Source organism: Stutzerimonas kirkiae, from assembly GCF_004327335.1.
Lineage (GTDB): Bacteria > Pseudomonadota > Gammaproteobacteria > Pseudomonadales > Pseudomonadaceae > Stutzerimonas > Stutzerimonas kirkiae.
In genome coordinates, this window is record NZ_QJUO01000005.1 from 62,143 (window position 1) to 85,350 (window position 23,208).

A 23,208-nucleotide genomic window follows, 5' to 3' on the forward strand; every position below is an offset into this window, starting at 1 on the left:
GACCGCCATGAATGCCATCATCGAACAACTGGCCAGCCAGCTCGACATCCAGCCGCAGCAGGCTGAAAGCGCCGCGGGAAGCATCTTCAAACTGGTACGGGAACAGGCCCCCAGCGGGGACTTCCAGCAATTGCTCGCAGCCCTGCCACAGGTTGGCGAGTGGATCGCCAGGGCCGGTAATGTCGAGGCCGCACCATCCGCCAGCGGTGGCCTGTTCGGTTCCGTGGGCGGCCTGCTCGGTGGCCTGGCCGGTGACACCGCGCAAGGCGGCATCGCCGGCGCCCTGGGCGAGCTGGCACGCACCGGCCTGAATGCCGACACCCTGGGCCGCTTCGTGCCTGCGCTGCTGGAACAGTTGCGCCAGCATATCGACCCGGCCCTGCTGGAGAAGCTGCTGCAGGCCGTACCGGCCCTGTCGCAACTGTCCGGCAACGGTTCCGCCGCAGGTCTCGGCGGCCTGCTGGGCGGGCTGCTCAAGTAGCCCACGGCCAGGAGCGGCCTGAAGCCGTCGCAGGGTGCGCCGTGTGCGCCGGCAAGCGCTGCGCCATCGCCGGGAGAAGCTGGACGAAAAACACGGGCTGCCCGGTTCTTTCGTTCGGCCTCCAGCGCTCTTTTCGACGCTTCGCGACACATGGCGCGCTCGCCCCGTTCTGCGACCACCTGCGCTTAGAGCTTGTTTACGCTTTAAGGTAAACTGCCGCTCTTTTTTCCAATAAAACGATTCGCCTGATGCCCAAGACGTTCCATGAGATCCCTCGGGTCCGCCCGGATACTCCCGTGCTCGATCGCGCGGTCATGCCCGAACAACTGCGCCTGCTGGGCGAGGCCGATCTGCAAAGCCTGGCCGATGAGTTGCGCCAGGAGCTGTTGTTCGCCGTCGGGCAGACCGGTGGGCATTTCGGCGCAGGGCTCGGCGTCATCGAACTGACCATAGCCCTGCACTACGTCTTCGATACCCCGGACGACCGCCTGGTCTGGGATGTCGGCCACCAGGCCTATCCACACAAGATTCTCACCGGCCGCCGTGAGCGCATGGCCAGCCTGCGCCAGAAGGATGGCCTGGCCGCCTTCCCGCGGCGTAGCGAAAGCGAGTACGACACCTTCGGCGTCGGCCACTCCAGCACCAGCATCGGCGCGGCGCTGGGCATGGCCATCGCCAATCGCCTGCAAGGCAACCGGCGCAAGTCGGTGGCGGTGATCGGCGACGGCGCCCTGACCGCCGGCATGGCCTTCGAAGCGCTCAATCATGCGCCGGAAGTGAACGCCGACATGCTGGTGGTGCTCAACGACAATGACATGTCGATCTCGCACAACGTCGGCGGCATGTCCAACTACCTGGCGCGCATCCTCTCCAGCCGCACCTACAGCAGCATGCGCGAAGGCAGCAAGAAGGTGCTGTCGCGCCTGCCCGGCGCCTGGGAAATCGCCCGCCGCACCGAGGAATACGCCAAGGGCATGCTGGTACCCGGCACGCTGTTCGAGGAACTCGGCTGGAACTATATCGGCCCCATCGACGGCCATGACCTGCCGACCCTGATCGCCACCCTGCGCAATATGCGCGATTTGTCCGGCCCGCAGTTCCTGCATGTGGTGACCAAGAAGGGCAAGGGCTTCGCGCCCGCCGAGGCCGATCCCATCACCTGGCACGCGATCAGCAAGCTGGAGCCGCTGGACGCGCCGAAGATCGCCCAGGCGCCTGCCGGCCCACGCTACTCCAACATATTCGGCCAGTGGCTGTGCGACATGGCCGAGGCCGACCCGCGCCTGGCCGGCATCACCCCGGCGATGAAGGAAGGCTCCGACCTGGTGGCCTTCAGCGAGCGCTTTCCGGAACGCTATTTCGATGTCGCCATCGCCGAGCAGCACGCGGTCACCCTCGCCGCCGGCATGGCCTGCGAAGGCACCAAGCCGGTGGTGGCGATCTACTCGACCTTCCTGCAGCGCGCCTACGACCAGTTGATCCATGACGTGGCGGTGCAGAACCTCGACGTGCTGTTCGCCATCGACCGGGCCGGCCTGGTCGGCGAAGACGGCCCGACCCACGCCGGCAGTTTCGACCTGTCCTACCTGCGTTGCATCCCCGGCATGCTGGTGATGACCCCCAGCGACGAGAACGAGCTGCGCCGCATGCTCACCACCGGCTATCTGTTCGATGGCCCGGCGGCGGTGCGCTACCCACGTGGCAGCGGCCCCAATGCGGCGATCGAGGCGGGGCTGGAGCCGCTGCCGATCGGCAAGGGCGTGGTCCGGCGCCAGGGCGATGGCCGCGTGGCCCTGCTGGTATTCGGCGTTCAGCTTGGCGAAGCCCTGCGGGCGGCGGAAGAATCCGATGCCACGGTGATCGACATGCGCTTCGTCAAGCCGCTGGACGCGACCCTGCTGCGCCAGACCGCCGACAGCCACCAGTTGCTGGTGACCATCGAAGAGAACAGCATCATGGGCGGCGCCGGCAGCGCGGTCGGCGAGTTCCTCAGCGCCGAAGGCATAACCAGGCCATTGCTGCACCTGGGCCTGCCCGATCAATACGTCGAACATGCCAAGCCGGCACAAATGCTCGCCGAGTGCGGCCTCGACCACCAGGGCATCGCCGCTTCGATCAGGACCAGGCTGGAACTGCTGGGGCTCTGAGCGGCAGGCCTTTCAACGTCTTTGGCTAAAAGATGCGGGTTCCTTCATTACTCATGCCGTGGAAGCAAGTGTTCGCTCGAATCCTGAGCGAATTTGTAGGATGGGTTGAGCACAGCGATACCCATCGAGTGCATGCCCTGGGTATCACTACGCTCAACCCAGGCTACGAGAAAGCGGCGGGACAGAGACATTGAAAGGCATGCCTGTTAGAGCCAGGCCTTTCAACCTGTTTATGCGACTTGGAGGAAGATTCCGCTGCTGGGTGGGTCAAGCATATGGCCCCGGGCGCTTTGGATAGAGAACGGGTAGCGCCCGCCAGGGTGCTGTTGCGATGGCCCGGACTGCCTGGCCGGCCCTCTCCCGCGAGGGGAGAGGGCGACAGTCGGACGCGGAAAGGGGTACACCGCATCGCCCGCAAGCTGGGAATGAGCTGCCCACCGAGCTGAAAGCGCTATCGAACACCTTGAACGTGCATGCAAATGGGAGTCCAGGTGCCACGGTCGTTGGCCCACCCGCCCTTATCCCACAGGCACCGCTGAAAGTGGCAGTGCGGATGCCAGGACAAGACGTATATCTATGCATTAGCCCCTTGCGGAAGAAGGTCGGGGAGAGGAAGAGGCTTTCAAGCCTCGCCGGACTCTTCCTCGCGCAGGTCGTCGAAGTCGGTCTTGAGGCCCTGCTCCATATCGTCCAGTTCGGCCAGCAGGCTGCGGAAGCTGGTTTTCTCCGCCGCCTCCGGCACCTGCGCCTGCTCCGTTGCCTCGGTGACCAGCGCCGCGTCCTGTTCCAGTACCGGCAAGGGCTCCGGCTCCATCTCGCGCAGCACCGCGAGCGGCGGCAGTTGGTCAAGGTTCTTCAGGTTGAAATGATCGAGGAAAGCCTTGGTGGTGGCGAACATCGCCGGGCGGCCAGGTACCTCGCGATGGCCGACCACGCGAATCCACTCGCGCTCCTGCAGGGTCTTGATGATCTGGCTGTTGACCGCCACCCCACGCACATCCTCGATCTCGCCACGGGTGATGGGCTGCCGGTAGGCGATCAGCGCCAGTGTTTCCAGCAGGGCGCGGGAATAGCGCTGCGGACGCTCCTCCCAGAGCCGCCCGACCCACGGCGAAAAGCGCTCGCAGACTTGCAGACGGTAACCACTGGCCACCTCCTTGAGCTCGAAGGCGCGCCCCTTGCACGAACGCCCCAGCACCTCCAGCGCCTTCTTCAGCAATGCCGGCGCGGGCCGCTCGGCCTCGTCGAACAGTTCGCCCAGGCGCTCCAGCGACAGCGGCTTGCCCGCCGTCAGCAGGAAGGCCTCGAGCAGCGAGGCCAGGTCTTTGGGGTCGGACAGGTTCACAGCGGCTGCACCTCGGTTTCTTCATCCACACGGATTCTGACGTGGATCGCCGCAAAAGGCTCGTTCTGCACCAGTTCGACCAGCGACTCCTTGATCAGCTCGAGCACCGCCATGAAAGTCACCACCACCCCCAGCCGCCCCTCCTCCACAGTGAACAGGCTGGCGAAGGCGACGAAACCACCGCCCTTGAGACGCTCCAGCACTTCGCTCATGCGTTCGCGGGTGGAAAGCGTCTCACGGGTGATCTGGTGGCTTTCGAACATATCGGCGCGCCGCAACACCTCCGCCATCGACAGCAGCAACTCCTCCAGCGCGACCTCCGGCAACAGCTTGCGCACCCGTACGTGGGGCGCCTCCAGGCGTGGCAGATGAAGATCGCGACCGAGCCGCGGCAACTCGTCGATGCCCGCGGCGGCCGCCTTGAAGCGCTCGTACTCCTGCAGGCGGCGAATCAGCTCGGCGCGCGGATCGTGCTCTTCCTCCTCGCTCTCGGTCGAGCGCGGCAGCAACATGCGCGACTTGATTTCCGCCAGTAGCGCGGCCATCACCAGGTATTCGGCGGCCAGTTCCAGGCGCGCCGATTTCATCAGTTCGACATAGCCCATGTACTGGCGGGTGATCTCCGCCACCGGAATATCGAGAATGTCGATATTCTGCTTGCGGATCAGGTAGAGCAACAGGTCGAGCGGTCCCTCGAAGGCGTCGAGAAACACCTCCAGCGCATCCGGCGGGATATACAGGTCCTGCGGCAGTTGCTCGAGGGCTTCGCCATAGACCAGAGCCAGGCGCAATTGCTCCGGCTGGGCGATATCGCTTTCAGTCACCGGCTTTCGCCCTCACGAACTAGCGCCCCCACGAATGATGTGCCGTCATGCCATGAAGGGAGCCGGGTCGCCGCAACCGACGCGCACCACCTGCGGCTGGTCATCGACCAGGCTGATCACCGTGGACGCTTCGATACCGCCATAACCGCCATCGATGATCAGGTCGACATGATGCTCCAGCGTATCGCGCATCTCATACGGGTCGCTCATCGGCAGCGTCTCGCCCGGCATGATCAGGCTGACGCTCATCAGCGGCTCGCCCAGCTCGGCCAGCAGCGCCTGGGCGATCGGCAGGGCCGGTACACGCAGGCCGATGGTGCGCCGCTTGGGATGCAGCAGCATGCGCGGGACTTCGCGGGTGGCCGAGAGAATCAGGGTGTAAGGCCCCGGCAGCAGGGTCTTGAGCAAACGGAAGGCTTTGGTGTCCACCTTGGCGAAGGAGCCCAGTTGCGACAAATCCTGGCAGGCCAAGGTGAAGTTGTGCTTGTCGTCGAGCTGGCGCAGGCGGCGAATCCGCTCGATACCACTCTTGTTGCCAATGGCACAGCCGAGGGCGTAGGAAGAATCGGTGGGGTACACCACCACCCCGCCATCCCGGATGATCTCCACCGCCTGCCGGATCAGCCGCGCCTGCGGGTTTTCCGGGTGAATCTGAAAGAACTGACTCATGCTGCTTTCCTATACCTCATCTGCCCACCATCCCTATCCCACTGCCAGAGCGATCGCGCCATGCCGTCATTCGCGGGCAAGGTGCTTCGATAAAAGCGCGGCCCCGCTCACCGCCCATGCCCGAAACGCTCCCAGAGTGGCGTCAATCCGGCCGGCAGCTCACGGTACAAGCCCAGCTCGGACCACTCGCCCGGCGCATGGAAATCACTGCCGACACTGGCCATCAGGCCGAACTCGCGGGCCAGGATCGACAGCCCGCCCACCTGCTCGTGGGGTTGCAGCCCATTGACCACTTCCAGCGCATGGCCGCCGGCCTGGACGAAATCGACGACCAGTCTACGCCGTTTGCTGCGTGTCAGGTCATATTGCCAGGGGTGTGCCAGGCTCACCCAGGCACCGGCCTGGCGCAGCGTCGCCACGGTCTGCTCGAGGCTCGGCCAGTGCTGCTTGACATCCCCCAGCTTGCCGGAGCCCAGCCATTTGCGGAACGCCTCGGCACGATCGCGCACATGCCCGGCGCGCACCAGGAACTCCGCGAAATGCGGGCGGGCGGGCGCATTGCCACTGTCCCCCAGCTCCATCTGCACCGCCCGCGCGCCCTCCAGTGCGCCCGGCATGCCCTTGGCCTGCAGGCGCTGGGCGATCAGTTCGGCCCGCCGCCAGCGCCCTTCATGCAGGGCCGCGATGGCCTCGCACAAGGCCGGCGCCTGCGGGGAAAAGTCATAGCCCAACACATGGATGGTGGCGCCCGACCACAGGCACGACAGCTCGATGCCGTTCACCAGGCGCATCTCCAGCGCAGTAGCCGTTGCCCGCGCTTCGTCCAGGCCTTCCAGGGTATCGTGGTCGGTCAGCGCCAGCAGCTCCACCCCCCGTTCATGGGCACGCCGCACCAGCAACGCGGGAGCCAGCACACCATCGGAAGCCGTGCTGTGGCAATGCAGGTCTACAGTCATTCTCAGGAAATCTCCGGGGCTGCGATGCCCCATGCATGCTCGATCCCGGGCACGCGGCCCGATCCGTGCAATTGACCACGTCGCACCGGGCTCGTGCCCTCGATGCGTCGGCACCCAGTGCCGGGGCGGTGGAAATGACGGAACGCGCCAATGGCATTCCGATCGAAGCGCGGTTTGCTATTATGCAGGCCATGTGACACTTCTGGCTTGCATCGTGAAACTTTTGTCACGTGGCGTTCCCTGCGCTGCCAGCCAGTCGCCAGGCGACACATTACATGCACCAGGGGCCTGGCACCCCATCGACGACAAGGAATGACCATGCTCTACGCCATCATCGCAACCGACGCGCCCGGCTCGCTGCCCAGTCGCAAGGCCACCCGCCCGGCGCATCTCGAACGGCTCCAGGCCCTGCTGGACGAGGGCCGCCTGGTCCTGGCCGGCCCCCATCCGGCCATCGACAGCGAAGACCCGGGCGAAGCCGGCTTCAGTGGCAGCCTGGTGGTCGCCCAATTCGAATCCCAGCAGGCAGCGGAAGACTGGGCGAAGGCCGACCCCTATGCCAGCGCCGGCGTCTACGCCAGTGTCCAGGTAAAACCATTCAAGCGAGTATTTCCCTGAGAACCTGTTCAAAGTCTGCCGCGCGTCGTTCCCAAGGGGCGAGCGTAACGAGTCATGTTCATTCACTACTTGTAGACTGCGCCTCTTCGCTGTTCCGATCGCTCGCAGTCTGTCGTTAACGTAGCGCCTTGCATGGCTCTGGCCCGCGAGACTTTGCACAGGTTCTGAGACATCATTCCAAGCCTACCGCCTTCAGGAGTTCCGATGCGTAAAGGTTCGCTGTTCCTAGTGCTTCTCCTGTCATTCGCGCCAATGCTGCATGCCGAGGAAACGCCCGCCAACGCCAACGCCAACGCCGTGGAGCCTGCCCTAGAGCCCTCCGCGGAACTGAATGCGCGGCTGGCCACCATAGAAGCGCAAAGCGCCAAGAGCCAGTTGGCCAAACTGCAGCAGGAAAACCAGCAACTCAGGCAATTGCTGCAACAGCAGGAGGAACAGAGCCTGTTCCCCAAGCTGACCGAACAACAGCAGTGGTTCGCCATCGGCGGCGGCGTCGGCGCACTGGCCTTCATGTTCGGCGTACTGGTCGCGCGCGGTCGTCGCCGTAGCCAATGGCTGAACTGACCCATGAGCGAACTGCTACTGATCGACGATGACCAGGAGCTATGCGAGCTGCTGGCCCGCTGGCTGACCCAGGAAGGCTACAACGTCCAGGCCTGCCATGATGGCCAGAGCGCCCGTGCCGCGCTCGCGCAGCAGCAACCGGCCGCTGTGATACTCGATGTGATGCTCCCCGACGGCAGCGGCCTGGAACTGCTCAAGCAGTTGCGAAACGACCACCCGGAACTGCCGGTGCTGATGCTGTCGGGCCGCGGCGAACCCCTGGATCGCATCCTGGGCCTGGAGCTGGGTGCCGACGACTACCTGTCCAAGCCCTGCGACCCGCGCGAACTGACCGCCCGCTTGCGCGCCGTGCTACGGCGCAGCCTGCCGCCCAGCACGCCGAGCCAACTGGAACAGGGCGACCTGTGCTACAGCCCGGCGCGAGGCGTGGCCAGCGTCGGCGGCCACGAAATCAGCCTGACGCTGTCGGAGGGCCGCATCCTCGAAGCCCTGATCGCCCAACCGGGCGAGCCGCTGGACAAGCAAGCGCTGGCGCAACTGGCCCTGGGCCGCAAGCTGACGCTCTATGACCGCAGCCTGGACATGCATGTCAGCAACCTGCGCCGCAAGCTCGGCCCCCACCCTGACGGACGCCCACGCATCATCGCGCTGCGCAGCCGGGGTTACCTCTATTCGCCGGAATAGCAGGGACGGCAGCACAGGATAAAAGCACAGCCGAATGAAAACACCACCCGCCCCGGAGGACTGGTGGTGTTTTCATTCGGCTCTTGTCGCTTGGTTTATCGCTGCGGCTTGAGGGTCATCTGCCGACGCTCGTACTCGACGATGCGCTGGCGATAGTGCTCGATGGTCTGGGCGGTCAGCACGCTGCGCTGGTCGTCCTTGAGCTCGCCATTGAGTTCCTGGGACAGTTTGCGCGCCGCGGCGACCATCACATCGAACGCCTGCTTCGGATGACGCGGCCCCGGCAGGCCAAGGAAGAAACTCACGGCGGGGGTGGTGAAGTGGTCGATATCGTCCAGGTCGAAGGTCCCTGGCTTGACCGCGTTGGCCATGGAGAACAGCACTTCGCCGTTGCCGGCCATGCTTTCATGGCGGTGGAAGATGTCCATCTCGCCAAAACGCAGGCCACTTTCGAGAATATTCTGCAGCAACGCCGGGCCACGGAAACCGCCACTGTCGCGGCAGATCACGTTGATCACCAACACTTCCTCGACCGGTGCCTGTTCCTTGCGCGGCGCCTCCTCGATATCCTCTTCGTCGAGCAACGGATCGATCAGGCTTTGCTGCCTGGGCTCGTCGATACTCAGGTGCAGGTCGCCCTGGTGGGGCTCCTCGCGCCGGGACCCGGACGGTTCGCGGGCACTGAGCGATGGCAGGCTATCCTCATCCAGTGCCGGGTCCTGGTCACGCTTGATCACGCGCGCCGGGCCGAGTACCTCATTGTCGCTTTCCTCTTCATCGGGCAGGTTCGCCAGGCTGCGATCGAGCTTGAATTTCAACTTGCCCTTGCCACCCCGCATGCGCCGCCAACCATCGAACAGAATCCCGGCGATAACAATGATGCCGATGACAATCAGCCACTCGCGCAGACCGATATCCATTAATACCCCGACCTCTGATGACAATGATTAAAAAGCGAAGGGCGGTAAAGAAGTCCGCATTCGCGTATTGCAATAATTGGCCGCTAAATTAGCACGCCACACACCGGTTTGGCACCGCTGGCCCGTTGTCTTTTATATATCCTTTTGCATATCGACGGAAAAACCGCCCATCAGCCATCGACCATGGCCACCGCCTGTTCCACATCCACTGCGACCAGCCGCGAGCAGCCCGGCTCATGCATGGTCACGCCCATCAACTGTTCGGCCATTTCCATGGCGATCTTGTTGTGAGTGATATAGATGAACTGCACGCTCGCCGACATCTCCTTGACCAGTCGCGCATAACGGCCCACGTTGGCATCGTCCAGCGGCGCATCCACTTCATCGAGCATACAGAAAGGCGCCGGGTTCAACTGGAAGATGGCGAACACCAGCGCCAGTGCCGTCAATGCCTTTTCCCCGCCGGACAACAGGTGGATGGTGCTGTTCTTCTTGCCCGGCGGCCGCGCCATGATCGCCACCCCGGTATCGAGTAGATCTTCCCCGGTAAGTTCCAGGTAGGCATTGCCGCCACCGAATACTTTCGGGAACAACGCCTGCAGGCCGGCATTGATCTGCTCGAAGGTTTCCTTGAAGCGGTTACGGGTTTCCCGGTCGATCTTGCGGATGACGTTTTCCAGGGTATCCAGCGCCTCGACCAGGTCGTCGTTCTGCGCGTCCAGGTAGCGCTTGCGCTCCGATTGCTGCTGGTACTCGTCGATGGCCGCCAGGTTGATCGGCCCGAGCCGCTGGATGCGCGCCGCCAGTTGCTCCAGCTCATCCTCCCAAGCGCCCTCGCTGGCCCCCTCGACCAGTACGCCAAGCACACCATGCAGGTCGTAGCCCTCCTCGTGCAGTTGCTCCTGCAAGGCCTTGCGGCGGACGCTGAGCGCCTGCCATTCGAGGCGCTGCTGCTCCAGTTGGCCGCGCAGCAACTGTGCCTGTTGTTCGGCCTGGCTGCGCCGCCGCTCGACATCGCGCAGCTCGCGGTCGGCATCTTCCACGGCCAGGCGCGCCTGCTTCAGCTCGTCCTCGACCGCCATGCGCCGCTCCAGCAGTTCCTCCAGGCGCATGCGCAGCTCTTCCAGCGGCGCCTGGCCCATTTCCAGGTTCAGGTTCAACTGCTCGCGCCGCTCCAGGCTGCGCTCGAACTGCTGTTCGAGCCGTTCCAGCGCCTGGCGGATGGACGCCTGCCGGGCCTTCAGCGAACCCAGCCGCACGGCCAGTTGGTGGGCCTGCTCCTGGCGCTGGCGCGCGTCCTGGCGGATGCCATCGAGGCCTTCACGGATATCTTCGCGCCGCGCCAGCAACTGCTCGCGCCGCTCGATATCCTGCTCCATGGCGTCCAGCGCATCCTGCAGGATCAGCCGCGACTCGCCCAGTTGCTCCTGTTCGAGTGCCTGTTGCGCCGCCAGCTCGCGCAGTTCTTCATCGAGCCGCTGGCGGCGCAGCGAGCGCTGCTCCAGCCGGGCCTGCCCGGCGGAAAGCAGCGCCTTGAGCTCGCCGTGCTGGCGGGCGGCCTCCTGCTGGCGCCCGCGCAGCGCTTCCAGCGTCTGTTCCTGCGCGGCCTGCTGCTCACGCAGCGACGCCAGTCGTTCGTGCAGGCCCGCCAGCGCCTGCTCGCGCTCGTCCCGCTCGGCCTGCAGGCCGAGCAACTCCTGGGCGCGCGCCAGTATCCCGGATTGTGCATCGCTGCCGCGCCGTACCCGCAGGAAGTGCCGCCCCAGCCAATAACCGTCGCGGCTGACCAGGCTCTCGCCCTCGGCCAGCCCGGCCCGGGCGGCCAGCGCCTGCTCGAGGGTTTCCACCGTGCGCACGTGCGCCAGCCAGGGCGAGAGATCGCAGGGCGCCGACACCTTGTCCAGCAGCGAACCGGCCAGCGCCGGGCGCGACACCTGCAACCGCAGCAGGCGCAACTCGCCCTGCTGCAGCGCGTGCAGCGGCAAGCCGGCGAAATCATCCAGCAACAATGCCTGCAGGTCGGCCCCCAGCACCGTCTCCAGCGCCAGTTCCCAGCCCGGCTCGACCCGCAGGCCATCGGCCAGGCGCGGTGTCTCGGCCAGGCCCTGTTCGAGCAGCCACGCCTGCGTGCCCTGCCCGGGGTCCAGGGCCGCCTGCTGCAAGGCTTCCAGCGAAGCGATACGGCCCTGCAGGCGCTGCAATTCGCCCTGGGCCTGTTGCTCGGCGCGGACGCTGTCCTGCAACTGCCCACGCAGTCGTTCCAGGCTCTCGCCGACCAGCGCCTGCCGTTCGCTCAGTTCCTTCGACTGCAACTCCTCCTGCGCCAGCCGCTGCGCCAGTTCCTGCTGCGCATCGTCCTGCGGATCGGCGCACAGGGCTTCACGCTCATCCGCCAGGCGCCGCTGCCGCTCATGCAGCCGCTCCAGCGCCTGCTCCAGTTGCTGGATGCGCGACTGCTGCACCTCCGCCACCCGCCGTGGCTCGGCGCTGTGCTGGTTGAACGCATCCCACTGTTCCTGCCAGTCCTGCATGGCCTGCTCGGCCTGCTCCAGGCCGGCGGCGGCCTCCTCGGCGGCCGCCCCGCTCAGCGCCTGCTCAGGCTCGAGCATGGCCAGCTCCTCGTCGAGCCCGGCCAGCACGCTGCGATCATGCCCCAGGTGGCGCTCGGCCTCCTGGCGGGCCTGCTCAGCCTCGCGCAGGTCATCCTGCAACTGGCGCAGCCGCTGCTGACCATGCTGGATGCTCTGCTCGACCCGGGCGATGTCGCCGCCGACCGAATAGAAGCGCCCCTGGACCTGGTTGAAGCGCTCGGTCAGTTCATGGTGGCCATCGCGCAAGCGCTCGATACCGGCATCGGCATTGCGCTGCTCGGCCATCAGCGCCTCGAAGGCGACTTCCTGATCGCCGATGACCTGTTCACGCTGCCCCACCTGCTGGTTCAACGCCTGCCAGCGCAGCGCCATCAACTCGGCTTTCAACTGCCGCTCGCGGGCCTTGTGCTCCTGGTACTTCTCGGCGGACTGGGCCTGGCGCTGCAAGCGTTCGAGCTGGCGCTCCAGCTCCTCGCGCAGGTCGCCCAGGCGCGCCAGGTTCTCCTGGGTACGGCGGATGCGGCTTTCCGTCTCGCGCCGGCGCTCCTTGTACTTGGAGATGCCGGCGGCTTCTTCGATGAAGTTGCGCAGGTCCTCGGGCCGGGCCTCGATCAGCCGGGAAATCATGCCCTGTTCGATGATCGAATAGCTACGCGGGCCAAGGCCGGTGCCGAGGAAGATATCGGTGATATCCCGGCGCCGGCATTTGACGCTATTGAGGAAGTAAGTGTTCTGCCCGTCGCGGGTGACCCGGCGGCGGATGGAGATCTCCGCGAACCCGGCATACTCGCCGGTCAGGGTGCTGTCGCTGTTGTCGAAGATCAGCTCGATGCTGGCCTGGGTGACCGGCTTGCGCGTGTTGGAGCCGTTGAAGATGACATCGGTCATCGACTCGCCACGGAGGTTCTTCGCCGAGCTTTCGCCCATCACCCAGCGAACCGCGTCGATGATGTTGGATTTGCCGCAGCCATTGGGGCCGACCACCGCCGCCATGTTGCTGGGGAAACTCACCGTGGTCGGATCGACGAAGGACTTGAAACCCGCCAGCTTGATACTTTTCAGACGCATGAAGGGCGCTCCGTGTCGATCGGCGCGCGCGGCGCCTGCAAGGCTGGACAATCCCGTGGGAATTGCGCCACAGCGTGCAAAATCAGGCGATTCTAGGGAGTATCGTGGCCTTGTCGCAAGGCGCGCCGCCTTCAAACGGGGACCGCACCCTATAAACAGACCATACGGATACTCATGGGCAGAACCTGCTTCTACCCCTCGTCCATGAATGAGAACGGGGTGAAATGCTTCATGCGATCGCCCCGCTCCGTCCCCTGCACCCAGGGCAATCGCGCTATACAAAAGATTGCAACCGGATTGGCAAGTGAGTTTGTACTTGTGCATAAGGGCGATTGCGTTGTCCTTGATTCCTGCGACATTGCGATCCCGGCCAACCCCTCTACGAAACACGCATGAACCCGTCGCACATATAAACAAGGGCCGCTCTTCGTCGGCGTCCCTGCCGACGAAGGTTTCTCCGAGGGGTTGGCCGGGATCGCAGCAATTACCGCGTCGGCTATCAGAAAATCTATTCCGTCATTCCAGCCCAGGTGCGTGGTCTTATGGCCAGCGAGCTTTTTCCACAGTCACCTCGGAAAGTGGCTGTGCGGATGCCAGGTGGCGGGACGGGGCCTTCGCCGCCAGGGATGGCGGCGAAGAGCTACAGGGATGTATTCACGCGTGCCCAGTACCGCCACCTGGCATTCGCACAGAGGCGCCACACCCGAGGACACGCAGTGCACGCCATCAACCCCGGATACGAAATTGCCAATCCAGTTGCAAGGCTGCTCCTTGGCGGCAGCGCAATTGCCCTGCCCCTGCACCGCCAGCCAGTGGCTTTTTACGCTAGAATCGGCCCTTTTTAGCCAAGCAGAGCGACCGCCCCCGCGATGATCGACCCCAAGCGCGTACTGCGCGCCCTCGCCGAACACTGGCCCCTGCTCGAACCTCTCTGCGAACGCTTCGACAGCGGCACCCTGAGCCTGGTGGAGCTGCGCTACCAGCTTGCCGCACAACTGCCGGCAGGCACCCCCACCGACATCACCGCCCTGCTCGACCAGTGGATTCGCCTGGATATCCTGGTGCCGGTGGCCAAGAGCCCCAACCGCTTCGAGCTGAACGCACAGATCCACGACTTCCTCGCCTACCTGCGGCGCGAGCACCGCCTCGGCCTGTGTCTGGAGATCGAGGCCTACCTGCGCCACCTGGAACGCCTGGCCGGGCATATCCAGGACGCCTTCGACATCCGCGACGGCAACGACCTGGCGCGCCAGTTGCGCCTGCTCGACATGCGTGTGCGCGACGTACTGAAGAAGCTCGACAACGACGAACAGGCGCTGGTGGCGGTGGCCGAGCGGGCCAAGACCAGCGACCGGCAGATCCCGCTGCGCCAGCGCTATGCCGAGGTGCTGGCGACCTGGGACGAATATGTCGAACCGATGATCCAACTGGTGGCCGCCGACGGCGCCTTCGAACAGGGCGTGCACCGTGTCGAGCAGGTACTGCTGCACCTGCTCGGCGAACAGCAGCGCCTCGGCCAACTGGTCGACGACGACCTGCTGCTGCGCACCCACGCGCGCATCCTGGAAATGCAGACCAGCGCCCAGTTGACCCTGCGCCGCGCCCGCGAACTGCTGCTGCCGCTGCGCGAGGAAGCACGCCGCCACAACGCCGTCACCCGTGGCGCGGCGCTGGCGCTGGCGAGCATCCGCAAGAAGGGCCTGGACGCCGTGCCACAAGCCTCGCTGGCGCTGTTCACCCGCCCGCAGAGCACCTTCCTCGGCAGCGCCTCGCAGGTGGAGGCCTATGTCTATGCCCTGGCGCGCTTCCAGCCGAAGCCGGCGCGCTTCCCAAAAGCCACCGGCAAGCGCCGCGCCGACGCCGCGCATGCCCCGCGTACCGCGCGGGAAATGCTCGAACGCTGCGAACGCTCCCTGCCACTGCCCGACCTGATGGCCTGGTTGCTGGAACAGGAACCGGAGGGGGCCACCGATGAACTGCTGTACTGGTTCTCACGCCTGTCGCGCGATAGCCGCTTCCAGCGCGAACGCCTGCCACGCAGTGACTACCTGACCCGCGAACACCATGTCAGCCTCGCTTCCTATGCCCTACTCAAGACTCCGTAGGCTGCGCCGCGCGCACCGCAACCGACGACCTGGTGCGCACGGCGCACCCGACTGCCTGTGAGCATTACGTATGAACATCGACCTTAAAGAAATGACCCAGCTCGCGCCGATCTTCCGCGAACTGTTCAAGGGCTACCACCTGTCGCGCAGCGAGCCGGAATGCTACGCCCAGCTCTCCACCCTGCAGGACCAGTACCGCGCGCTGTTCAAGGCGCTCGGCTTCGAACTGGTATGCGACCCGCGCGGCTTCTACTACTTCGTCCCCGAGCAGGCCGGCGCCCAGGTCAACAAGACCGCCCAGCGCCTGGCGCTGTTCACCTTCATCCTGGTCGAACACCTCGCCGACCAGGGCCGCGACCCGCTCGCGGTGCTCGACGGCGGCAGCCTCGGGCGTGACGAGCTGCCGGCGCTGCTGGAGAAATACCGCGACCTGTTCGTGCAGGCGGAAGTCACTACCCAGGACGAACTGGAAGAGAAAGTCATCCGCCGCCTGACCCAGCTCGGCTTCGCCGAGGACAGCAACGGCGTCTACCGCTTCCTGCCGCCGATGCACCGCTTCCTCGATGTCTGCCTGTCGGTGCAGCAGGACCGCGACCTGGCGGCGAGCCTGCAAAGCGGCGACCTGTCCCTGCCGCCCCCCGAGCTGGTCGCCGACGAAGAGCTGGATGAAATCATCCTGATCGAAAACCCACCCGCCCCCCGCGAGCCCGTCGCAGAATCCGAAGAGGATGCCATCGCCCGCGCCATCGCCGAACAACGGGAGCTCGACGCATGACCCAGCAACGCTACGGCATCCGCCGCTTCGCCCTGCTGAACACCGCCGGCTACAGCCTCGGCGTGTTTCCGCTGGAAAACCCGCTGTCGGTGTACGGCGCCAACAACCTGGGCAAGTCCGCCTCGATCAACGCCCTGCAGTTTCCGATCCTGGCGCGCATGTCGGACATGAGCTTCGGCAAGTACAGCCTGGAGCAGTCGCGCAAGTTCTACTTCGCCAGCGATACCAGCTATATCCTCATCGAACTCGAGCTGCCCCATGGCCCGCATGTGATCGGCGTCGCCGGGCGCGGGCCGGGCGGCGGCTTCGGCCACCAGTTCTTCGTCTATGCCGGCTCGCTGGCGCTCGAGCACTACCAGCAGGACGGCATCTGCCTGCGCCAGCGCGAACTGTTCGCCAACCTCGAGCGCGCCGGCATCAAGGCCCATGAAGTCAAGCCGGACGAACTGCGGCGGCTGCTGGTCGGCGGCCATACCTCGATCCCGCTGGACCTGACCATGATCCCGCTGCGCTCGACCAGCGAGCAGAGTCTGAAGACCTTCCGCGCGCTGTTCATCAACCTGCTGCACATGCGCGAGATCACCGCCGCCAAGCTCAAGCAACTGTTCCTCGATGCCTTCGAGCACAGCCTGCGTTCCGGCAGCGTCGACTATATCGCCGCCACCGAGGAGGCCTTCCGTGACGTACGGCGCATGGAGCAGGACTACCAGGCGCTGGTCGCCGCCGGCCCGCTGGTCGAGGCGCTGGCCACCGGCGTGGCCCAGCGCGAACTGCTGCGCGGCAAGCTGCACCGCCTGTCGCCGCTGCTCGACTCTCTGCTCGGCACCTGGCAGGACTATGCCGAGGCGCGCCGCGAGGAACTGCTGATCCAGCTCGAGCACTACCAGCGCGAACAGGACGGCCTGCAACAGGAACAGCGCGGCGGTACCTCCGAGCTGATGCGCCTGGAGCGGGAAATCAGCGAGATCCAGCGCTGGCTCGGCGAACTGGCGGTACTGAAGAACCGCTTCGCACTGGTCGAGGACGCCAAGGTACTGGAGGAGCAGTTGCTGGCGGCCAAGGATGCCCACGACGAACTGGCCGGCGCCCTGGCGCAGTCGCGGCAGTTCTCCTCGGAAGACCTGGACGAACGCCTGCGCGAGCTGGAAAAGCGCCTGAAATCCGTCAGGCAGCAGCTCGAACATGCCGACAACAACAGCTACTCGCGACTGCGCGAGGAGTTCTCCCAGGCCGACGTGGACCGCCTGATGCGCCTGTTCAACGGCCAGTTGTTCGGCCTGCCCCTCACCGACAAGAGCGGCGAGAAAGGCATTCATCTCGACGACGGCGAGCAATGGGTCAAGGCCGTCGAAGGCGTGCTGGAGCACTTCAAGGGCGAGCGCTTCGAGCTGCCGGGGCTGTCCATCGACCTGTCGCATATCGAGCCGCCGGCCCTGCAGGCGCTGGCCGACCGCGCCGCGCTACGCGACCAGAAGGACCGCCTGGAGCGCGAACTCAAGCAACTCAGGACCCAGCACGCGGTGGCCGTCGACCGTGCCGCCAGCAAGGCCCGCGCCGACACTTTCTACCAGCAGGTGCTGGACGCACAGAAGGCCCTGGAAGATTTCCGTCGCAGCCAGACCCTGGCCGCCGAGGAAGACGACAAGCTGGAGCGGCTGGCCCAGGCCGAAGCGGCACAGGATGAACTCAAGCGCGCCAGCGACGCCTTCACCGAGCGCGTGCAGCAACTGAATGCCAGGCAGCAACTGGTCAACCGCCAGCTCGCCGACCTGGAAGCCAAGCAGCGCACCCTGGAAGATGCCCTGCGCCGCCGCCAGTTGCTACCCGCCGACCTGCCCTTCGGCACGCCCTTCATGGAACCGGTGGACGACTCGCTGGACAACCTGCTGCCGCTGCTAAACGACTACCAGGACAGTTGGCAGGCATTGCAGCGCATCGACGGCCAGATCGAGGCGCTGTATGCCCAGGTGCGCCTCAAGGGCGTGGCCAAGTTCGACAGCGAGGAAGACCCGGAGCGGCGCCTGCAACTGCTGGTGAATGCCTATGCGCATCGCCAGGACGAAGCCCTCACCCTGGCCAAGGCCAGGCGTGCCGCGGTCACCGATATCGCCCGCACCCTGCGCAATATCCGCAGCGACTACGACAACCTGGAACACCAGTTGGCGCTGTTCAACCGCGAGATCAACAAGCGCCAGGTGTCCAACCTGGCGAGCTTCCGCATCACCCTGGCGCCGAACAAGGACGCCCTGCGCCATATCGACCAGATCATCCACAGCGCCGGCCAGTACGAAGAGGGCGAGACGCTGTCGGTGTTCGACCTGTCCCAGAGCGCCGAGCAGGATGCGCGCAACGAGGAAGCCAAGGACTACCTGTCGCGCCTGGTCGCCGCCAACGGCAACCAGTTGGGCCTGAAGGACTTGTTCGAACTGGCCTTCGAGATCACCAAGGTCGGCGGCCAGCCGGTGACCCACACCGATATCGACGGCGCGGCGAGCAACGGCACCACCATGACCATCAAGGCGCTGACCAACATGTACCTGCTGCTGCACCTGATGGACCGGGAACAGGCCGGCAAGGTCCGTTTGCCCTACTACCTCGACGAGGCGGCGGACATCGACGAACGCAACCAGCAGGCGCTGATCGAGACCAGCCTGCAACTGGGCTTCGTACCGATCCTGGCCTCGGTCAAGCCGCAGGTCTGCGCCCATGTCGCCATCGACCTGGAAGGCGGCAGCGGCCCGGGCGGCATCTATATCGACGAGGCGGACTGGAAATTCATCCGACCGCGCACGGCACAGGACGGAACTGCCTGATCGAACGCACGGTGGCGCCAACAAATGCGACGCAGTCTTACGGGAGTCGCAGTGACCGATGCGGTTACATACTGAAAATAGCAGGGTCGAAATAATGCACGCCGGGTGAATTGACCTGGTCTTGAAGTCATGTGGATGCCTGGTGGCGGCACGGGGCCAGGCATTCGCACAACAACGCTGCTCCCAGGCCCCGGCGATTGCCGATCCAGTCACGACCGGACGGCAACCTATCGGCCACGGCCATGACCTCACACTTCATGCGATGGCCCTGTCACGGGCCCCAGGAAGTGCCGCCCTCAGCCCGCCGCGTGACGGTATACCAGCACCGGGATCTGCGAATGGGTGAGTACCTTGGACGTCATGCTTCCCAGTACCAACGCCTTGACGCCACGCCGCCCGTGGGAGGCCATTGCGATCAGGTCGCAACGCTGCGCCGTGGCGGCCTCGATGATCGCTTCGTGCGGGTCTTCGCTGCTCGCCGACACGGTTTCGTGAGCCACGCCAAGCGCCCTGGCCTTTTCCGCCCCCTGTTCCAGGCGTCGTTCCGCTTCCGCGGCGGCATGCTGCTCGTACAGCTCTCGCGTCTCCATGATCTGCGCGGGGACGTAGGACGACAGGTGAAAAGGTTCTATCACGGTGAACAGCGTGACCTTCGCATCCAGGGCCTTGGCCAGGGCCAGAGCTTCGTCGATGGCATGGGCGGACAGTGCCGAACCGTCGGTTGGAACGAGAATGTGCTTGTACATGGTAAATCCTCCGGTATGTCAGGGTATTCTGGGTCGCCCTGGCCCATGGGCCATTGACCCCGGTCAAACGTGTCAGGCCTGCCGCGCACCGGCCATTGTCTCGGGCTGAAGCGGAACCATATATCCACTTAAAGTAGTGGCTTTGTCAGCCGCTCGCCGTTCGGGTAAGGTGCGTGCTGGGTGTCGCTACTGCGTGCTGCGGTAAGGCAGGTTCATAGCGCTGGTCGGGCCGCCGCGCGGGGAGTACTCATGGCCATGAACCGTCACCACTCACAGCAGCAACCGCCGCGCGTGCAACTTTATGCAGAACGCGCCTTCTTTGCCCTTGAGCGTTTCCTTCATATAGAAGCGGCCAGCGGCATGATCCTGATTCTCGCAGCCGTCGCGGCCCTGATCTGGGCGAACTCGCCCGCGTCGGCCAGTTACCATGACCTCTGGCACATACCCCTGACCCTCGGACTGGGCGAGCACCTCTATACCCAACCCTTGCACTTCTGGATCAACGACGCCTTGATGACCGTGTTTTTCCTGGTCGTAGGCATGGAAATACGCCGCGAAATCCATGAAGGCGCACTGGCCAGCATGAAACTGGCAGCCCTTCCTCTGGCCGCGGCCATAGGTGGCATAACAGTGCCGGCACTGATCTATCTGGCGATCAACCACGACCCTGTGCAAAGCCGGGGCTGGGCCGTGCCGACAGCGACCGATATCGCATTCGCGGTTGGAGTACTGGCACTGCTGGGACGCTCCATTCCGGGAAATGTGCGCATATTCCTCCTGGCGTTGGCGATCATCGATGACATTTCCGCTGTACTGATCATCGCCCTGTTCTACTCCGGAGGGCTGGACTACGCCGGGTTGATGATCGCCATCATCGGCATCCTGATAGTACTGGGGATGCAAAAAGCCGGCATCGGCACGGCTTACGCCTATATCCTTCCCGGCGCAATCCTCTGGGCAGGACTGCTCAAGAGTGGCGCGCACCCGACGCTGACCGGAGTCGTGCTGGGGCTGATGACACCGGTCCTGCCGGCACGTCTGCATGACAAACCGCTGGAGCTGGCCAGCCGCGCCTTGCGCGAATTGACCGAGCATTCGGCAGATAAAGACCCCAACCACCTCATAGGCCCGCTCCGCCGACTGCGCCGCGCCCAGCGCGAGCTGATGCCACCTGTCACACGTGTACAAATGGCTCTCCACCCATGGGTGGCTTACGGAATCATGCCATTGTTCGCCCTGGCCAATGCAGGCGTAAGCCTGGAAGGCGCGGACGTCTCATTCGGCGCGACGCAATCGGTGATGTTCGGCGTGACGCTCGCGCTGGTGCTGGGCAAGCCACTCGGTATCTTTGCCACAAGCTGGACAATGGTGCGACTCGGCTGGTGCGACCTGCCGCCCGATGTCGACTGGGGCTGGATCACATTGGTGAGCCTGCTGGCTGGAATCGGCTTCACCATGTCGATATTCATCGCCACACTGGGTTTCAATGATCCAGGGCTGCTGTCCGCCGCAAAACTCGGCGTCTTGCTGGCCTCGTTGACCGCAACGCTGGCTGGCCTGGGTTGGGGCTACCTGTATGCGAAGCGCAAGCGAGCCATCACCGCATCCGCATGACGATTACCATACCCGCGCCGGAAAGCACGCGCGGCCCCCGCATAACCGACAAGCATGAAAACCACTTATCCGGTATATGCCAAAAGATGGATAGTCATAGCCAAAAGGGATTCTGAATGTAACAACCTTCATTCATTAAGACTAAGGTCGGGATTCTCTGCCAAAACATATTCAGCAGAATGAAAATGCTAAAAATCCAATAACAACAAGCGGAGAGCACTACCATGGCAGATGAAAAATCTAATGCCGCTGCATACTGGTCAGCCAACCTCAGGCTGATTATATGGAGCCTGGTGATATGGGCTCTGTGTTCCTACGGTTTTGGCATCCTGCTGAGACCCCTGGTCGCAGGTATTCCAGTCGGCGGCGCAGACCTCGGGTTCTGGTTCGCACAACAAGGTTCAATCCTCACATTTATCGTGCTGATCTTTCACTACCGCTGGAAGATGAACAAGCTCGATAAAGAATTCGGCCTTGAGGAGTAAAGAACCATGAGCCAGTTCTCAATCAATATATTATTTGTAGGCGCCTCGTTCCTTCTTTATATCGGCATTGCCATCTGGGCCAGGGCAGGCTCGACCAAGGAGTTCTATGTCGCGGGCGGAGGCGTCGGTCCGGTCGCCAACGGCATGGCCACCGCCGCCGACTGGATGTCGGCAGCTTCTTTCATTTCCATGGCCGGTCTGATCTCGGTCGGCTATGTCAACTCATCCTTCCTGATGGGCTGGACTGGCGGTTATGTGCTGTTGGCCATGCTGCTTGCGCCCTACCTGCGCAAATTCGGCAAATTCACCGTACCTGACTTCGTGGGTGACCGTTTCTACAGCAAAGGTGCGCGCCTGGTTGCAATCGTCGCCTTGCTGCTGACCTCCATCACCTATGTGATCGGCCAGATGAGCGGTGCTGGCGTTGCCTTCTCGCGCTTTCTTGAAGTCAGCAACTCGGCGGGTATCTGGATCGCCTCCACGGTCGTGTTCTTCTACGCCGTACTCGGCGGAATGAAGGGCATCACCTACACCCAGGTCGCCCAGTACGTCGTACTGATCGTTGCCTACACCATCCCGGCAGTGTTCATTTCCCTGCACCTGACCGGCAACCCACTGCCACAACTGGGCATGTTCGGTACCCACACCGAATCAGGCATGCCGCTGCTACAGAAGTTGAACGAAGTGGTACGCGAACTTGGCTTCCAGGACTACACCGCCGATGTTTCCAACAAACTGAACATGACCCTGTTCACCCTGTCGCTGATGATCGGTACCGCCGGTCTGCCGCACGTCATCATCCGCTTCTTCACCGTACCCAAGGTGTCGGATGCCCGTTCGTCCGCCGGCTGGGCACTGGTCTTCATCGCCCTGCTCTACACCACTGCACCTGCTGTCGCCTCGATGGCACGCCTGAACCTGATCACTACCGTATATCCGAACGGTGTCGAGCAGCCGGCCCTGCAGTACGAAGAGCGTCCGCAATGGGTCAAGACCTGGGAAGACACGGGCCTGATCAAGTTCGAGGACAAGAATGCCGACGGTCGTATCCAATACTACAACCCGACCGCCGACTTCTCCGACCGTGGCTGGAATGGCAATGAGCTGGACATCAACTCCGATATCCTGGTCCTGGCCAACCCGGAAATTGCCAACCTGCCAGGCTGGGTCATAGGACTGATCGCTGCGGGTGCCATCGCGGCAGCCCTCTCGACCGCCGCAGGCCTTCTGCTGGCGATTTCCTCGGCAATCAGCCATGACCTGATCAAGACCATCATCAACCCGAATATCAGCGAAAAAAGCGAAATGCTGGCTGCGCGAATATCCATGGCGGTTGCAATCGTACTCGCGACCTTCCTCGGCCTAAATCCACCCGGATTCGCAGCTCAGGTCGTGGCACTCGCCTTTGGGATCGCCGCATCGTCGATCTTCCCGGTGCTGATGATGGGGATCTTCTCCAAGCGCATCAACAGCAAGGGCGCCATCGCAGGCATGGTCACTGGCTTGCTGTTCACCGTGGTGTATATCTTCATCTACCTGGGATGGTTCTTCATTCCTGGCACCAACAACCTGCCCAACACTCCGGACAACTGGTTGTACGGGATCTCCCCGCTGTCCATTGGTAGCGTAGGTGCCATCATAAACTTCATCGTGGCATTCGCCGTGTCCTATGCGACCGAAGAGCCGCCACAAGAAGTGCAGGATCTGGTAGAAAGCGTTCGCTACCCGAAAGGTGCCGGAGCAGCTGTCGCACATCACTGACAGCCAGCCTGACACCATCGTTCACGGGCTTCCATCAGGAAG

Annotated in this window: 18 protein-coding genes; 11 read left to right on the forward strand and 7 right to left on the reverse strand. The window is 63.9% G+C overall.

Going from position 1 to position 23,208, the window contains the following annotated elements:
• The first annotated feature begins 7 nt into the window (after positions 1 to 7).
• A complete protein-coding gene (locus DNJ95_RS04825; RefSeq protein ID WP_131183593.1) occupies positions 8 to 481 on the forward strand; it encodes a DUF2780 domain-containing protein in 474 nt (157 codons plus the stop codon).
• Between the two features lie 248 nt (positions 482 to 729).
• On the forward strand, positions 730 to 2,628 hold the full coding sequence (gene dxs / locus DNJ95_RS04830) for a 1-deoxy-D-xylulose-5-phosphate synthase (RefSeq protein WP_131183594.1): 1,899 nt from the start codon (positions 730 to 732) through the stop codon (positions 2,626 to 2,628).
• 622 nt (positions 2,629 to 3,250) lie between these two features.
• Here dxs and scpB read toward each other — a convergent pair.
• From scpB to DNJ95_RS04850, 4 genes are all read right to left on the reverse strand, one after another.
• On the reverse strand, positions 3,251 to 3,973 hold the full coding sequence (gene scpB, locus DNJ95_RS04835) for an SMC-Scp complex subunit ScpB (protein WP_131183595.1): 723 nt from the start codon (positions 3,971 to 3,973) through the stop codon (positions 3,251 to 3,253).
• Positions 3,970 to 4,797, reverse strand: a complete 828-nt coding sequence (locus DNJ95_RS04840) for a segregation and condensation protein A (protein WP_131183596.1) — start codon at positions 4,795 to 4,797, stop codon at positions 3,970 to 3,972. Before DNJ95_RS04840 ends, scpB begins: the two co-directional genes overlap by 4 nt.
• A gap of 45 nt (positions 4,798 to 4,842) precedes the next feature.
• The gene (locus DNJ95_RS04845) at positions 4,843 to 5,466 is read right to left on the reverse strand and encodes an L-threonylcarbamoyladenylate synthase (protein WP_131183597.1); all 624 of its coding nucleotides are present in this window, start codon (positions 5,464 to 5,466) and stop codon (positions 4,843 to 4,845) included.
• Positions 5,467 to 5,573: 107 nt separating this feature from the next.
• Positions 5,574 to 6,422 (reverse strand): PHP domain-containing protein, encoded by an 849-nt coding sequence (locus DNJ95_RS04850; protein ID WP_131183598.1) that lies wholly within the window; start codon positions 6,420 to 6,422, stop codon positions 5,574 to 5,576.
• A gap of 318 nt (positions 6,423 to 6,740) precedes the next feature.
• Here DNJ95_RS04850 and DNJ95_RS04855 point away from each other — a divergent pair, with 318 nt between their 5' ends.
• From DNJ95_RS04855 to DNJ95_RS04865, 3 genes are all read left to right on the forward strand, one after another.
• Positions 6,741 to 7,040, forward strand: a complete 300-nt coding sequence (locus tag DNJ95_RS04855) for a YciI family protein (protein WP_131183599.1) — start codon at positions 6,741 to 6,743, stop codon at positions 7,038 to 7,040.
• Between the two features lie 204 nt (positions 7,041 to 7,244).
• Positions 7,245 to 7,604 (forward strand): hypothetical protein, encoded by a 360-nt coding sequence (locus DNJ95_RS04860; RefSeq protein ID WP_131183600.1) that lies wholly within the window; start codon positions 7,245 to 7,247, stop codon positions 7,602 to 7,604.
• A 3-nt stretch (positions 7,605 to 7,607) separates the two neighbouring features.
• Positions 7,608 to 8,288 (forward strand): response regulator transcription factor, encoded by a 681-nt coding sequence (locus tag DNJ95_RS04865; protein ID WP_131183601.1) that lies wholly within the window; start codon positions 7,608 to 7,610, stop codon positions 8,286 to 8,288.
• A 95-nt stretch (positions 8,289 to 8,383) separates the two neighbouring features.
• Here DNJ95_RS04865 and zipA read toward each other — a convergent pair whose 3' ends face one another.
• Together zipA and smc are read right to left on the reverse strand one after the other, a co-directional pair.
• Positions 8,384 to 9,208, reverse strand: coding sequence for a cell division protein ZipA (gene zipA / locus DNJ95_RS04870; RefSeq protein ID WP_131183602.1), 825 nt, complete (start codon positions 9,206 to 9,208; stop codon positions 8,384 to 8,386).
• A 170-nt stretch (positions 9,209 to 9,378) separates the two neighbouring features.
• Positions 9,379 to 12,867, reverse strand: a complete 3,489-nt coding sequence (gene smc / locus DNJ95_RS04875; RefSeq protein ID WP_131183603.1) for a chromosome segregation protein SMC — start codon at positions 12,865 to 12,867, stop codon at positions 9,379 to 9,381.
• An 869-nt stretch (positions 12,868 to 13,736) separates the two neighbouring features.
• On the opposite strand from smc, the gene mksB reads away from it, so the two are divergent.
• From mksB to mksF, 3 genes are all read left to right on the forward strand, one after another.
• Positions 13,737 to 14,972: an Mks condensin complex protein MksB gene (gene mksB, locus DNJ95_RS04880; protein ID WP_131183604.1), complete on the forward strand. Its 1,236-nt coding sequence runs from the start codon at positions 13,737 to 13,739 to the stop codon at positions 14,970 to 14,972.
• 70 nt (positions 14,973 to 15,042) lie between these two features.
• Positions 15,043 to 15,747, forward strand: a complete 705-nt coding sequence (gene mksE / locus DNJ95_RS04885) for an Mks condensin complex protein MksE (RefSeq protein WP_131183605.1) — start codon at positions 15,043 to 15,045, stop codon at positions 15,745 to 15,747.
• Positions 15,744 to 18,560 carry an Mks condensin complex protein MksF gene (gene mksF, locus DNJ95_RS04890; protein WP_131183606.1) on the forward strand — a complete coding sequence of 939 codons (2,817 nt, stop codon included), beginning with the start codon at positions 15,744 to 15,746 and terminating at the stop codon, positions 18,558 to 18,560. Before mksE ends, mksF begins: the two co-directional genes overlap by 4 nt.
• A gap of 296 nt (positions 18,561 to 18,856) precedes the next feature.
• Here the strand turns inward: mksF and DNJ95_RS04895 are convergent, their stop codons facing one another.
• Positions 18,857 to 19,306, reverse strand: a complete 450-nt coding sequence (locus DNJ95_RS04895) for a universal stress protein (RefSeq protein WP_131183607.1) — start codon at positions 19,304 to 19,306, stop codon at positions 18,857 to 18,859.
• Positions 19,307 to 19,555: 249 nt separating this feature from the next.
• Here DNJ95_RS04895 and nhaA point away from each other — a divergent pair, with 249 nt between their 5' ends.
• From nhaA to DNJ95_RS04910, 3 genes are all read left to right on the forward strand, one after another.
• The gene (nhaA, locus tag DNJ95_RS04900) at positions 19,556 to 20,920 is read left to right on the forward strand and encodes a Na+/H+ antiporter NhaA (RefSeq protein WP_242671910.1); all 1,365 of its coding nucleotides are present in this window, start codon (positions 19,556 to 19,558) and stop codon (positions 20,918 to 20,920) included.
• 224 nt (positions 20,921 to 21,144) lie between these two features.
• Positions 21,145 to 21,405: a DUF4212 domain-containing protein gene (locus DNJ95_RS04905; RefSeq protein WP_131183608.1), complete on the forward strand. Its 261-nt coding sequence runs from the start codon at positions 21,145 to 21,147 to the stop codon at positions 21,403 to 21,405.
• Positions 21,406 to 21,411: 6 nt separating this feature from the next.
• Positions 21,412 to 23,166 carry a sodium:solute symporter family protein gene (locus DNJ95_RS04910; protein WP_131183609.1) on the forward strand — a complete coding sequence of 585 codons (1,755 nt, stop codon included), beginning with the start codon at positions 21,412 to 21,414 and terminating at the stop codon, positions 23,164 to 23,166.
• Positions 23,167 to 23,208 lie beyond the last annotated feature (42 nt).

Excerpts from the sequence above, each read along its gene's own strand:
- DNJ95_RS04825 (WP_131183593.1), top strand. The coding sequence starts at position 8 with ATGAATGCCATCATCGAACAACTGGCCAGCCAGCTCGACATCCAGCCG.
- DNJ95_RS04845 (WP_131183597.1), bottom strand. The coding sequence starts at position 5,466 with ATGAGTCAGTTCTTTCAGATTCACCCGGAAAACCCGCAGGCGCGGCTG.
- mksB (WP_131183604.1), top strand. The coding sequence starts at position 13,737 with ATGATCGACCCCAAGCGCGTACTGCGCGCCCTCGCCGAACACTGGCCC.
- DNJ95_RS04905 (WP_131183608.1), top strand. The coding sequence starts at position 21,145 with ATGGCAGATGAAAAATCTAATGCCGCTGCATACTGGTCAGCCAACCTC.
- DNJ95_RS04910 (WP_131183609.1), top strand. The coding sequence starts at position 21,412 with ATGAGCCAGTTCTCAATCAATATATTATTTGTAGGCGCCTCGTTCCTT.
- mksF (WP_131183606.1), top strand. The coding sequence starts at position 15,744 with ATGACCCAGCAACGCTACGGCATCCGCCGCTTCGCCCTGCTGAACACC.
- DNJ95_RS04850 (WP_131183598.1), bottom strand. The coding sequence starts at position 6,422 with ATGACTGTAGACCTGCATTGCCACAGCACGGCTTCCGATGGTGTGCTG.
- DNJ95_RS04860 (WP_131183600.1), top strand. The coding sequence starts at position 7,245 with ATGCGTAAAGGTTCGCTGTTCCTAGTGCTTCTCCTGTCATTCGCGCCA.
- DNJ95_RS04895 (WP_131183607.1), bottom strand. The coding sequence starts at position 19,306 with ATGTACAAGCACATTCTCGTTCCAACCGACGGTTCGGCACTGTCCGCC.
- DNJ95_RS04865 (WP_131183601.1), top strand. The coding sequence starts at position 7,608 with ATGAGCGAACTGCTACTGATCGACGATGACCAGGAGCTATGCGAGCTG.
- smc (WP_131183603.1), bottom strand. The coding sequence starts at position 12,867 with ATGCGTCTGAAAAGTATCAAGCTGGCGGGTTTCAAGTCCTTCGTCGAT.
- zipA (WP_131183602.1), bottom strand. The coding sequence starts at position 9,208 with ATGGATATCGGTCTGCGCGAGTGGCTGATTGTCATCGGCATCATTGTT.
- DNJ95_RS04855 (WP_131183599.1), top strand. The coding sequence starts at position 6,741 with ATGCTCTACGCCATCATCGCAACCGACGCGCCCGGCTCGCTGCCCAGT.
- dxs (WP_131183594.1), top strand. The coding sequence starts at position 730 with ATGCCCAAGACGTTCCATGAGATCCCTCGGGTCCGCCCGGATACTCCC.
- nhaA (WP_242671910.1), top strand. The coding sequence starts at position 19,556 with ATGGCCATGAACCGTCACCACTCACAGCAGCAACCGCCGCGCGTGCAA.
- mksE (WP_131183605.1), top strand. The coding sequence starts at position 15,043 with ATGAACATCGACCTTAAAGAAATGACCCAGCTCGCGCCGATCTTCCGC.